The organism is Bordetella genomosp. 5 (genome assembly GCF_002261315.1).
Lineage (GTDB): Bacteria > Pseudomonadota > Gammaproteobacteria > Burkholderiales > Burkholderiaceae_B > Bordetella.
In genome coordinates this window covers 347,112-359,297 of sequence record NZ_NEVP01000001.1, presented here as the reverse complement: position 1 = coordinate 359,297, position 12,186 = coordinate 347,112, and the positions used below count along the sequence as shown (strand labels likewise).

The following is a 12,186-nucleotide window of genomic DNA, read 5'->3' as shown; positions in this document are numbered from 1 at the left end:
AACCGGCAAGCTACACCCCTGTCGTCGCCTGGCAACCGGGGCCAGCGCCCGCCTCAAGGCAGCGCTGGCCTTTCGCTTTTAAATACGAAGGACTTACCGCCATGATGGTGCTCTATTCCGGAACCACTTGCCCGTTTTCGCAACGCTGCCGCTTCGTGCTGTTCGAAAAAGGGATGGATTTCGAGATTCGCGACATCGACCTGTACAACAAGCCGGAAGATATCGCGGTGATGAACCCCTACGGCCAGGTGCCCATCCTGGTCGAGCGCGATCTCATCCTGTATGAGTCGAACATCATCAACGAGTACATCGACGAGCGCTTCCCGCACCCGCAACTGATGCCGGCCGACCCCGTCATGCGCGCGCGCACCCGCCTGTTCCTGTACAACTTCGAGAAAGAGCTGTTCATTCACGTCTCGACCCTCGAAGACCGCAGCGCCAAGCCCGACGACAAGAAGATGGTGCTGGCCCGCCAGGCCATCCGCGACCGTCTCGCTCAGCTCGCGCCGCTGCTGCTGAAGAACAAGTACATGCTCGGCGAAGAATTCTCGATGCTCGACGTGGCCGTGGCTCCGCTGCTGTGGCGCCTGGATCACTACGGCATCGAACTGCCGAAGAACGCGGCACCGCTGCAGAAGTACGCCGAGCGCATCTTCTCGCGCCCGGCCTACATCGAGGCGCTCACGCCTTCCGAAAAAGTCATGCGTCGCTAAGGCTGGGACATGGGCGAGACCTCGACCAAACCGTATCTGATCCGCGCCCTGCACGAGTGGTGCACCGACAACGGCTACACGCCGTACATCACCGTGCAGGTCGACGAACACACGCTGGTGCCGATGGCCCACGTGCACGACGGTCAGATCACGCTCAATGTCGGCACGCTGGCGACCAACAAGCTGCTGCTGGGCAATGAATTCATCGAATTCCAGGCCCGCTTCAGCGGCGTGACCGAAAACGTGCTGGTCCCGGTGGCATCGGTGAGCGCGATCTACGCGCGCGAAACCGGCGCCGGCATGGGCTTCGAAGTGCAGCCCTACGAGCCGCCGGTGCGCGAAGAGGGCGAGACGCCCGACGCCGAACCCGCGGCCCCCGCGGTCGCGCCCCCCGCCGCCGACGGCGACGAGGGCGGCGAAGGCAAGCGCCCGCACCTCACCATCGTCAAATAAGACCGCGCGAGCCGCAAGGCTCGCGCATCTTTACGTACAATACAGTCCCTTCGCGCCGCCCCTCCCGGCGGCAGCGCGCGTGCCGGTGTAGCTCAGTTGGTAGAGCAGCTCACTTGTAATGAGAAGGTCGAGGGTTCGATTCCTTTCACCGGCACCACTCTCCAGCCGCCCGGCCAGCCCGCCCTCCGCGGCGCACCTCACTCCCAAGCCATCCCGATTCGAATGCGCGCGCCCCGACTACGCCTGAAATCCCGCGGCCGTGGCGCAGCGCCCAGGCGATTCCGCGGTCGGCGAAGCCGGCTGGTGGGCACTTCTGCACAAAGTCAAAAAATCGTGCATAATTGCGGCCCTCTACCTGTTCCCCGATAGCTCAGTCGGTAGAGCGACGGACTGTTAATCCGCAGGTCGCTGGTTCGAGCCCAGCTCGGGGAGCCAAGATTCAAGAAAAGCCCGGTCGCGCAAGCGTCCGGGCTTTTTGCTTTGGCGCGCGGACGCACGCCTGGCGGTGTCCGTGGCGCGCGCTCAGACACAGCGCCATGCATCAGATCCGCACCTGGCGTCGCCATGCATCCGGCGTGTCGGTGTGCGGCGCGATGTCAGGCCGCCTGGGCCGCGCGCCGGCGCGGCAGGCGGGCGAACACGAGCACATTGCCGCCCATGACCAGGGCGAGGCCGCACAGGCTGGTGGCGGTCCATTGATAGCCTTCGACGAAGCTCGAGATGGTCAGTGCCACCACCGGGAACAGCACGGTGCAGTAGGCCGCGCGCGCCGGCCCCATGCGGCCCACCAGCGTGAGATACGCCGTAAAGCCCACCACCGAACCGATGACGGCGAGATACAGCAGGGCGCCCACGTAGGTCAGCGAGGTGTCGAAGGCGAACGACTGGCCGCTCGCCACGCAGCCCGCCAGCAGCAGCGCCGATCCGTAGAGCATGCCGTAGGCGTTGCCGGTCAGCGGCCGGATGCCGATGCGCTGTTGCGCGCTCGACAACATATTGCCGGTCGAGAAACACAGCGTGCCGAGCAGCGCGAGGCCCAGGCCCAGCCAGGTTTCGTGGCTGGCCTCGCGGGTGGCGAGCTCGGGCCAGAAGAGCAGCAGCAGGCCCGCCAGACCGAAGACGCCGCCCAGCACCACGCGCGACGAGATCGGCGTACCGAACCAGATCCGCGCATTGATCGCGTTCCAGATCGTCGCCGCCGAAAACACCACGGAGATCAGTCCGCTCGGGATCCATTGGGTCGCGGTGTAGAAACACAGGAAGTTCAGGCAGAAGAGGCACAGCCCCTGGCCGAGACACAGCAGATGGCCGCGGCGGTCGAGCCGCTGCAGCTTGCCCATCACGACCAGGGCGCCCCACAGCAACAGGCCGGCGAGCGCGAAGCGATAGAACACCGAGACGGGGATCGCGACCTCCCCCAGCTGCAGCTTGATGGCGATCCAGGTCGTGCCCCAGATGAGGACGGTGAGGAGATAGAGCGAGGCGTTCATGGCGAGGAGCGCGAGGGGCGGACGGGGTCACGGCATCGGCCGCGGAAGACGGGAGTCTGCGCCTGAGCACCGGCCCGGAAATGCCGAATCTTGCGCTTTTTCGGCCAGACCGGCGGCGTCCACGCGCGCAGCGCGGTCGGCCGGGCTAGCATAGGGCCATCATGAACGGCAGTCCGGCTCAGAGCCTGTCCCATTTCAAGGTTTTCGGCACCCTGGCCCAGCGCACGGGAGCCCGGCTCGTCCGTGCCACCGACCTGGGCGCGGGACTGGCCGCGGCGATCTGGGGCCGCGACGGCCATGAGGTCATCGCCTACGATGCGCCGGGGCACCACACCGTGTCGCTCTATCTGCAAGGCGGCGACAAGTCGTTTCGGGTGGGCGGACCCGGCTTCGGCGGCGCGGGCAAGTTCTGCGTGCTGCCCTCCGAGCACTATTCCTTGTGGAACATGAACGACCAGGTGCACTTTCTGCATCTGTACATCGCGCCGGAGCGGCTCGCGAGCGAGGCCGTGCTGCGGCTGGATCGCGATCCCCGCACGCTCGAGCTGCGCGACCGCACCTACATCGATGCGCCGGAGCTGGCGCAGGCCTGCGCCACCTTGCTGACCCGCCATTGGGATGCGCCGGCCGATCGGCTCGCCGCAAGCAGCGCCGCCGAAGACGTGCTGCATCAGCTGCTGCCCCATACCGCCCGCGCCGCAGCCCCGTTGCGAGGCGGCCTCGCGCCCGCCGTGCGGCGTCGGGTACGCGATCACATCGAAGCACACCTGGCCGAGCCGCTCACGCTCGATCAACTGGCCGGTATCGCCGCGCTCTCGACCTATCACTTTGCTCGCATGTTCGCGGTGTCGTTCGGCACCACGCCTCATGCCTGGGTGCATCAGCGCCGGCTCGCGCGGGCGCGCGAGCTGCTCGAAACCGGCCGCGCGGGCGACCTCGAAAGCGTGGCTCAGTCGGCCGGATTCGGCAACGCCAGCCACTTGAGCCGCGCGTTTCGGCTGAGCCTGGGCGTCACGCCCGGCCAGTATCGGCGTCTGAAAACCACCGGCTGAACGACCCGGCGCGACGCCGGGCGGCCCGCGTCAGGCCCGCCGGGGCTTGAGAAACAGAATGCCCAGCCCCAGCGTCGCCAGCCCCATCAACGCCGCATAGACGATCGTCATCGGCCACGGATTGGCCAGGACCAGCCCGATCACCTGCAACGAACCTCCGACCGGCAACAGCCAGAGCGCGGCCGCCAACAGCAGCACCAGGCTGCCTGACAGCAGCCACGCGATCGCACTGCCCAGACCGAAGGCGCTGCCCACCGTCAGGCCGCGCGTGGCAAACGGCACCAGCTTGCGCAGGATGAGCGCGGCAACGCCTGCGGAGATGAGCGGCTGCACGACCATGTCGAGGATCGCGGCGGCCAGCGTCTGATCGAGCAGGCCGAGGTTGGCGAAGTTCATCGCGTCCAGGAAGGTCTCCCAGAAGTACAGCGTGCCCACGGCCACGGCGATGATCGTGCCGCGATCCAGTCTCCAGGGCAGCGGGGCGCGCACCGCGGCGCGCCGCACGCTCAGGAAGAGGGTGGCTCGCGTGGCCAGCCAGCCGAGCCCACACGTCAGCAGCAAGTCCTGCAGCTTGGAGATCACGATGAACCAACCGACCTGGGATAGCGCGCCCTGCAGCGCTACCACGCGCAACATCGCCGTCACCGCATCGACCGTGTAAAACACGAACGTCGCCGCCAACGCCATCAGAATGATCGCGAGCACCTGAAAGACCAGGAACACGGGCAGCGCCACGGCCGCGGCGATGGGGGGATAGCCGCGCGCGGCCAGCCAGCGATGCGCCGTCCACCACACGATGATCGCCGACAGCACGATCGACCCCGGCGCGGAGGCCAGCGCACGCACCGTGTCGACGGGCGGCAGCGCATGACGCAGGTACACCGTATTGTTCAGCCCGATGAACAACACGCTCGCAAGCGCACAGGCAAACGCGAGCGCGCGAGGCAGATCCTGGGAACCGCGGTCGACGGTAACGGTCATTGTGATGGGCGAGTCTCGTATGGGGTGAGAAAGCGGTCCGGCCGGAAGGGCCCGGGCCAGGTCGGATGACCCGGAATCTTATACGGACGCCACCGGACGCGCGCCGGCGGCACGCCGCGATCGCCGCCGCGCCGACGCGTATCCGTGCCGATCGGGACCGGGCCTTGCCCTACAATGGAATATCCCCCGGCGCGCCGCGTGGACGCGACCTCTTATCTCACCGGGAGACGACATGGCACTGGACGCAAGCTACGAAAACGCCTATTCCGAGCAGCGCTTCTGGCGCAAGCTGGGCGGTCACGCCACCAAGGCGGGCCGGCAGGCACTCGAAAAATCCCTGTGGCTCTACTACGCGCTGCAGAACCCCGCCACGCCCAAGTGGGCACGCCGCGTGATCTATGGCGCGCTCGGCTACTTCATTCTGCCGCTGGACGCGATTCCCGATCTCGCGCCGCTCATTGGTTACACCGACGATCTGAGCGTGATGACGGCGGCGCTCGCCACCGTGGCCTTCACCATCGACGACAGCGTCAAGCAACAGGCCCGCGAGCGCCTCGCGGCATGGTTCGGTCCGGCGGAATCCGACCATCGTGCCGGCTGACGCCGCGGCGCCCGCCGCCTCCGATCGCACCACGCGCCCGACCCTCGGCCACTATTGGCTGGCCGAAGCCATCCGGCTGCGCGAAGAACACTGGGGCCCGCTCGAAGACGCCAGCGCCGTGCGGGTGGCGCGCAAGGCGCCCACGCTGTCCGACCGGATCCTGACGCGCGCCGCGCTGCTGGGCCGCCGGGAAGGGCTGGACACGCTGCTGGCCCGCTGGCGCCAATCGGCGTCGCTCGCATTTCTGGTGCTGACATTGCTCGTGCTGGGCGCAGGCGCAGCCACCGCTGCCGGCGCGCTCGGCGACGGTAGCCGCCCGGTCAACGTGCTGTGGGCGCTGGGCGCCCTGCTGGGCCTGCACGGCATCATGTTCCTGCTGTGGCTGGTCGGCATGCTGCTGCCCTTGCCCAAGGGCGCGACCGGCCTGGGCCGGATCTGGATGTGGGCCACGCGCCGCGTCGCGCGCGGTCCGGATGCCGCCTTGATTCCCCAGGCGCTGCTCAACCTGCTCGGCCGCGCGGGCGTGCTGCGGTGGCTGTTCGGCGCCGTGAGCCATCTGCTGTGGCTGGCCGCCATGCTGGCCGCGCTCGCCACGCTGCTCACGATCCTGTCGACGCAGAGCTATCGCTTCGTCTGGGCCACCACCTTGCTCGATCCGCAGGCCTTCGTGCAGCTCACGGCGCTGCTCGGCTGGTTTCCGGCGGCCCTGGGCTTCGCCTTGCCCGACCCGGCGTTCGTGGCCGCGAGCGACGGCACCACCGCCTTGCCCGCGATCGCGCAGACGCAATGGTCCATCTGGCTGATCGGCATGGTGGTCTGCTATGGCGTGCTGCCGCGCCTGCTCGCCGCCGCGCTCTGCCTGGGCATGTGCCTGCGCCGCGCGGCGCTGCTGCGCATCGACCCGGATCTGCCCGGCTACGCGGCCCTGCGCGACCGGCTGGAGCCGCCGGCGCAGCACACCGGCATCGATCGCCCGGCGGATCCCCTGCATTCGCCTCGCGTCACCGTGCGGCAAAGCCTGCCCGACCTGGGCCAGCGCCCGGTGCTCGCGGCGCTCGAGCTGCCGGACGACATCGCCTGGCCTCCCGCGCTCGCAAGCGCCAACGATGCCGCGCATTACGATGCCGGCATGCTCGATGACCGTGAGCAGCGCAATGCGCTCCTCGACGCGCTGGCCACAACGCCAGCGCCGCGGCTGCTGCTGGCCTGCGATGTCCGGCAGACGCCCGACCGAGGCACGCTTGCGCTGATCGCCGCGCTCTCGGCGCACGCCGGCCAGACCCGCGTCCTGCTGGTCTCGCCCGCCACCGACGAAGCGCGGGAGCTGTTGCAGACGCGGCGCCGGCAATGGCAGGAGCGCCTCGACGCGGCCGGGCTGCCGGAACAGGCATTGCATCAGCACACCGAGGCCGCGATCCGCTGGCTGGAGACGGGCCATGACTGACACCCTGCGTATCGCCGTGGTCGGCCACACCAACACCGGCAAGACCTCCCTGCTGCGTACGCTCACGCGCGACCCCCGATTCGGCGAGGTCGCCGACCAGCCCGGCACGACCCGGCATGTCGAGGGCGCGCGCCTCAGCGTGACCGGAGGTGGCGCGCTCGAGTGGTTCGACACGCCCGGCATGGAAGACAGCATCGCGTTGCTCGAGTATGTGGAGCAGCTTGCCGCGCCCGCACCCGGATCGACGCGCCCGACAGCGCAGGACGACGGCGCGGCTCACGCCACGCAGGATCCGTCGACGGCGTCCGAGCAGGCCACCCGCGAGCGGCTCGATGGCCCGGCGCGGATCCGGCGCTTTCTGGCTTCGCCCGAAGCGCATCGCCGCTTCGAACAAGAGGCCCGGGTGTTGGCCAAGCTGCTCGACTGCGACGCCGCGCTGTACGTGATCGATGCGCGCGACCCGGTGCTGGCCAAGCATCGCGACGAACTCGCGCTGCTGGCCGCCTGTGGCCGCCCGCTGCTGCCGGTGCTGAACTTCGTCAACGCGCCGGCACATCGAGCACAGGCCTGGCGCGATGCGATGGCGCGGCTGGGCCTGCATGCGGTGCTCGAGTTCGATACCGTGGCACCCGCGCTCGACGGCGAGCAGCAGCTCTACGCGCGGCTCGTGGTCCTGCTGGATCGGCACGGGCCGATGCTGCAACGCCTGGCCGAACAACTCGCGCAAGGCCGCCAGGCACGGCGCGACACGGCGTATCGGCTTGCCGCTGAACTGCTGGTGGACGTGGCCGCGTTGCACCTCACGAGCGCCAACGACGACGCCACCCTGGCCGCCACCGCCGCGCAACTGCGCGACCGCGTGCGCGAACGCGAGCAGGCCTGCGTGACGGCACTGCTCGCGCTCTATAACTTCCGCGCCGACGATTACCACGCCGACGAACTCCCGCTCAGCGGCGAACGCTTCGGGCTGGATCTCTTTCATCCGCAAGCGCTCAAAAGCATGGGCGTGCAGGTCAGCATGGGCGCGGCCGCCGGCGCCATGGCGGGTGCAGCGGTCGATCTGCTGTCGGCCGGCCTGAGCCTGGGCACCGGCACCCTGATCGGCGCGGCCGCGGGCGGCCTGTGGCAAGGCGTCGAACGCTATGGCCGGCGCCTGGCAGGCAAGGTGCGCGGCTACCGCGAACTCAGCGTCGACGATCCCGTGCTGCGTCTGCTCGCGCTGCGCGCGCGCCAGCTCATCGCGGCGCTCGAACGCCGTGGCCACGCGGCGCGTGCGCCGCTGCAATTGCAGGCCCACACGGCGGGCGAGGCCACCACCACCGACGACGACTGGCGCCGCGCACCCTTGCCCGCGCCGCTCAAAGAAGCGCGCAGCCGCCCCGAGTGGTCGGCGTTGGCGCAGGGGCATGACGATGACGAACGGCGCAAGCAATGCGTCGCCGCGCTGGCCGGCCTGCTCATGCAGGATGAAGCACGCGGCACGTCGTCCCGCTAACCCGTGATAACCCCAATCCAAAACGATTGACGCTTAAACGAGCGCATCGATAAGATGCGCCTACATACCGAAGGACAACGGATCCTTCGCGTCTCAAGGGGTTGGTCTATCGTGTTGTCGAAGTCCAGCGCATCATTCATGCACGCCCTTACGCGGCGCGCCGCTCGCCTCGCCGCGAGCGTCTTCCCGTGCGACGCCAGCCCCGGCGTGCCCGGCGCCTGGCTGCCCGTCCCCCGCCTTTTCTTTCCTGCTCCCTAGCTGTACGCCTTGCCCGGCCGCGCCGTCGCGCCGCCGGGGCCTGTCTTTCAATTCAGCCGCAGACCGCGGCGCCATGGAGTTCAAGGGCTATGCGTATCAAACTCAATCTGAAGCAGACGGCGCTCGCCGTGGCCCTGTGCGCCTGCGCGGGCGTGGCATTCACGGCCGAGGCCAAGACGCTGCGCTGGTCATACCAGGGCGATGCCACCTCGATGGATCCGATGGCACTGAACGAGACGTTCACGCTCGGCTTCCAGGGCAACATCTACGAAACGCTGGCGGGCTACGACGGCAACCTCAAGCTGGTGCCGCTGCTGGCCGAGAGCTGGGAAAATCCGGAGCCCACCAAGTGGGTGTTCAAGCTGCGCAAGGGCGTCACGTTCCACGACGGCTCGCCCTTCACCGCCGACGATGTGATCTTCTCCTGGAAGCGCAGCCTCACGCCGGGCTCCGACATGAAGGGCTACGGCGCCAAGGCCTCCGAGATCCGCAAGGTCGACGACCACACGATCGAGGTGATCACGCCCACCCCCAATCCGATCCTGCCGCGCGAGTGGACCTTCCTCTACATCATGAGCAAGGCCTGGGCCGAGAAAAACAAGACCACCGAAGCCACCAACGTCAAGGGCGACAACCAGGGCAACTACGCCAACCTGCACGCCAACGGCACCGGCCCGTTCATGCTGACCGAGCGCCAGCCCGACGTGAAGACCGTGCTCAAGCGCTACGACGGGTACTGGAACAAAAACATCAAGAGCAATGTCACCGAGGTCGTGTTCCAGCCGATCACGCAGGAAGCCACCCGCGTGGCCGCGCTGATCTCCGGCGAGATGGACATCGTGCAGCCGGTGCCGGTGCAGGACTGGAAGCGCCTCGATGACGCGCCCGGCGTGAAGCCGCTGACCGCGCCCGAGGCCCGTGCCATCTTCATCGGCATGGACCAATCCCGCGACGAACTGCTCTTCTCCGACGTGAAGGGCAAGAACCCGTTCAAGGATGTGCGCGTGCGTGAGGCCGTCGTGCTTGCCGTGGACACCAAGGCGATCAACGACAAGATCATGCGCGGCGCGGCCAAGCCGCTGGGCTCGCTGGTGGCCACCGCCATCAACGGCTACGACGACTCCTACGGCACCCCGTTCAAGCCCGACGTCGAACGCGCCAAGAAGCTGCTTGCCGATGCCGGCTATCCCAAGGGCTTCACCGTGACGCTCGATTGCCCGAACGATCGCTACGTGAACGACGAAAAGGTGTGCCAGGCCGTTGCCGGCATGCTGGCGCGCGTGGGGATCAAGATCAACCTGTTGGCGCAGACCAAGTCCAAGTACTTCGGCAAGATCCTGCTGCAGGCCGGCAACCAGACCAGCATGTACATGCTGGGCTGGACGCCGAGCTCGATCGATGCGCACAACGCGTTGCTCAACCTGGCCGCCTGCCGCGATTCCAAGACCGCGGCAGGGCAGTTCAACCTCGGCGGCTACTGCAACAAGCAGGTCGACGAGCTCACGACCAAGGTCGGCACCGAAACCGACCAGGCCAAGCGCAATGCCATGATCAAGGAAGCCTTCGAACTCGTCCGCAAGGACTGGGGCTACCTGCCGCTGCACCAGCAGCCGATGTCGTGGGGCGTCAAGGACGGCATCCAGCTGATCCAGCGGCCCGACGACGTGCTGGATCTGCGCAGCGTGGTGATGCCTTGACGCCGTTCCGTGGCTGGCGCGCCTGCGCGCCGGCCACGGCGGTGGTCGTTCCAACTTTCAGGGCCCCATAGATGCTAGGTTTCATTGCGCGGCGCCTGTTTCAGTCGCTGTTGGTCATGCTGGCGGTCGCGTTGATCGCCTTTTCGATGTTCCGCTATGTCGGGGATCCGGTCGCCAGCATGGTGGGCCAGGACACCACCGATGCGCAGCGCGCCGAGCTGCGCGAGCAACTCGGCCTGAACGATCCGTTCGTCGTGCAATACGCGCGCTTCGTCGCCAATGCCGCGCAGGGCGACTTCGGCATCTCGTATCGCCATCGACGGCCGGTATCGGATCTGATCGAAGAGCGGCTGCCCGCGACGCTCGAGCTCTCCTTCGTGTCGGCCGTCATGGCGCTCGCCTTCGGCATTCCGATGGGCATCTACACCGCGCTGCGCCGCCACGGCGTGCTGTCCAAGGCCTTCATGGCCCTGTCGCTGGCCGGCATTTCGCTGCCGACCTTCCTGATCGGCATTCTGTTGATCCTTGTGTTCAGCGTCCAACTGCGCTGGCTGCCGAGCTTCGGCCGCGGCGACGTGCTATCGATCGGTGGCTGGACGACCGGCCTGCTCACGACCTCCGGGCTCGCCGCGCTGATCCTGCCCGCCATCACGCTCGCCCTGTTCCAGATGACGCTCATCATGCGGCTCGTGCGGGCCGAGATGCTGGAGGTGCTGCGCACCGACTTCATCAAGTTCGCCCGCGCGCGCGGCCTGCCCGAACGCCTCATCAACGTGCGCCACGCGCTGAAGAACACCATGGTGCCGGTGATCACCATCACCGGCTTGCAGCTGGGCTCCATCATCGCGTTCGCGATCATCACCGAAACGGTGTTCCAGTGGCCGGGCATGGGCCTGCTCTTCATTCAGGCCATCAGCATGGTCGACATCCCCGTCATGGCGGCCTATCTGGTGTTGATCGCCTTCTTCTTCGTGGTGATCAATCTCATCGTCGATCTGCTGTATTTCGTCGTCGATCCGCGCCTGCGCGTGCAAAGCAAATAAGGACAGGCCATGACCACACCCATCGCCGCACCGTCGCGGCTGAGCGCCTGGCTGACCCGTGCCGCCGACAGCGACGTCTGGCACAGCTTCAAGCAATCACCCAGCGCGATCATCTCGGCGGCCATCACCCTGTTGATCGTGCTGGGCGCCGTGTGCGCGCCGCTCGTGGCGCCGCACAATCCGTTCGATCTCGCGTCGCTCAACATCATGGACGCCAACACACCGCCCGCCTGGGCCGAAGAGGGCAGCGCGAGCTTCCTGCTCGGTACCGACGACCAGGGGCGCGACGTGCTGTCGGCCATCCTCTACGGCTCGCGCGTGTCGCTGCTGGTGGGTTTCGCCTCGGTGCTGTTCTCGATGGTGCTGGGCGTCACGCTCGGCCTCATCAGCGGCTACGCGGGCGGGCGCGTCGATAGTTTCATCATGCGCGTGGCCGACGTGCAGCTGTCGTTCCCGGCCATCCTGGTCGCGCTGCTGATCGACGGCGTGGCCCGCGGTCTGCTGCCGCGCGACATGCACAACGATCTCGCCATTTACGTGCTGGTGTTCGCCATCGGCATTTCGGGTTGGGTGCAGTACGCACGCACGGTGCGCGGCTCGACGCTGGTCGAGCGCAACAAAGAATATGTCCAGGCCGCCCGCCTGATCGGCATCCGCCCGTTCACCATCCTGCGCCGGCACATCCTGCCCAACGTCATGGGACCGGTGCTGGTGATCGCCACCATCCATCTCGCTGTCGCCATCATCACCGAGGCCACGCTCTCGTTCCTGGGCGTGGGGGTTCCGCCGACGGCGCCGTCGCTCGGTACGCTGATCCGCATCGGCAACAGCTATCTCTTCTCCGGCATGTGGTGGATCTCGATCTTCCCCGGCATCGCGCTCGTGATGCTGGTGCTGTCGGTCAATCTGCTGGGCGACTGGCTGCGCGACGCGCTCAACCCCAAGCTGCGCTAGGGCGC

General features: G+C 67.5%; 11 protein-coding genes and 2 tRNA genes. 11 read left to right on the top strand and 2 right to left on the bottom strand.

Features of this window, described 5'->3' with window-relative positions; genetic code table 11:
* Positions 1 to 101: 101 nt before the first annotated feature.
* From CAL25_RS01630 to CAL25_RS01615, 4 genes are all read left to right on the top strand, one after another.
* The gene (locus CAL25_RS01630; RefSeq protein ID WP_094798195.1) at positions 102 to 713 is read left to right on the top strand and encodes a glutathione S-transferase N-terminal domain-containing protein; all 612 of its coding nucleotides are present in this window, start codon (positions 102 to 104) and stop codon (positions 711 to 713) included.
* 9 nt (positions 714 to 722) lie between these two features.
* The gene (locus CAL25_RS01625) at positions 723 to 1,166 is read left to right on the top strand and encodes a ClpXP protease specificity-enhancing factor (protein ID WP_094798194.1); all 444 of its coding nucleotides are present in this window, start codon (positions 723 to 725) and stop codon (positions 1,164 to 1,166) included.
* Between the two features lie 81 nt (positions 1,167 to 1,247).
* Positions 1,248 to 1,323: transfer RNA gene (locus CAL25_RS01620), tRNA-Thr, on the top strand.
* 202 nt (positions 1,324 to 1,525) lie between these two features.
* Positions 1,526 to 1,601, top strand: a tRNA-Asn gene (locus tag CAL25_RS01615).
* A gap of 161 nt (positions 1,602 to 1,762) precedes the next feature.
* On the opposite strand, the gene CAL25_RS01610 is transcribed toward CAL25_RS01615, so the two are convergent.
* Positions 1,763 to 2,656, bottom strand: a complete 894-nt coding sequence (locus CAL25_RS01610) for a DMT family transporter (protein ID WP_094798193.1) — start codon at positions 2,654 to 2,656, stop codon at positions 1,763 to 1,765.
* Between the two features lie 266 nt (positions 2,657 to 2,922).
* Here CAL25_RS01610 and CAL25_RS01605 point away from each other — a divergent pair, with 266 nt between their 5' ends.
* Complete coding sequence (locus tag CAL25_RS01605) at positions 2,923 to 3,708, top strand: AraC family transcriptional regulator (protein WP_283162754.1); 786 nt, start codon at positions 2,923 to 2,925, stop codon at positions 3,706 to 3,708.
* A gap of 30 nt (positions 3,709 to 3,738) precedes the next feature.
* Here the strand turns inward: CAL25_RS01605 and CAL25_RS01600 are convergent, their stop codons facing one another.
* Entirely contained in the window at positions 3,739 to 4,689 is a 951-nt protein-coding gene (locus tag CAL25_RS01600; RefSeq protein ID WP_094798191.1) for a hypothetical protein, read from the bottom strand.
* Positions 4,690 to 4,921: 232 nt separating this feature from the next.
* Here CAL25_RS01600 and CAL25_RS01595 point away from each other — a divergent pair, with 232 nt between their 5' ends.
* The 6 genes from CAL25_RS01595 to CAL25_RS01570 all read left to right on the top strand — a co-directional run bounded on the left by CAL25_RS01595 (position 4,922) and on the right by CAL25_RS01570 (position 12,181).
* Positions 4,922 to 5,290, top strand: a complete 369-nt coding sequence (locus CAL25_RS01595) for a YkvA family protein (protein ID WP_094798190.1) — start codon at positions 4,922 to 4,924, stop codon at positions 5,288 to 5,290.
* Positions 5,280 to 6,734: a DUF2868 domain-containing protein gene (locus CAL25_RS01590; protein WP_094798189.1), complete on the top strand. Its 1,455-nt coding sequence runs from the start codon at positions 5,280 to 5,282 to the stop codon at positions 6,732 to 6,734. Before CAL25_RS01595 ends, CAL25_RS01590 begins: the two co-directional genes overlap by 11 nt.
* On the top strand, positions 6,727 to 8,229 hold the full coding sequence (locus CAL25_RS01585) for a GTPase/DUF3482 domain-containing protein (protein ID WP_094798188.1): 1,503 nt from the start codon (positions 6,727 to 6,729) through the stop codon (positions 8,227 to 8,229). The genes CAL25_RS01590 and CAL25_RS01585 overlap by 8 nt, the downstream gene beginning before the upstream one ends.
* A 347-nt stretch (positions 8,230 to 8,576) precedes the next feature.
* Positions 8,577 to 10,184: an ABC transporter substrate-binding protein gene (locus tag CAL25_RS01580; RefSeq protein ID WP_094798187.1), complete on the top strand. Its 1,608-nt coding sequence runs from the start codon at positions 8,577 to 8,579 to the stop codon at positions 10,182 to 10,184.
* A gap of 71 nt (positions 10,185 to 10,255) precedes the next feature.
* Positions 10,256 to 11,227 carry an ABC transporter permease gene (locus CAL25_RS01575; protein ID WP_094798186.1) on the top strand — a complete coding sequence of 324 codons (972 nt, stop codon included), beginning with the start codon at positions 10,256 to 10,258 and terminating at the stop codon, positions 11,225 to 11,227.
* A gap of 9 nt (positions 11,228 to 11,236) precedes the next feature.
* Positions 11,237 to 12,181: an ABC transporter permease gene (locus CAL25_RS01570; protein WP_094798185.1), complete on the top strand. Its 945-nt coding sequence runs from the start codon at positions 11,237 to 11,239 to the stop codon at positions 12,179 to 12,181.
* Positions 12,182 to 12,186 lie beyond the last annotated feature (5 nt).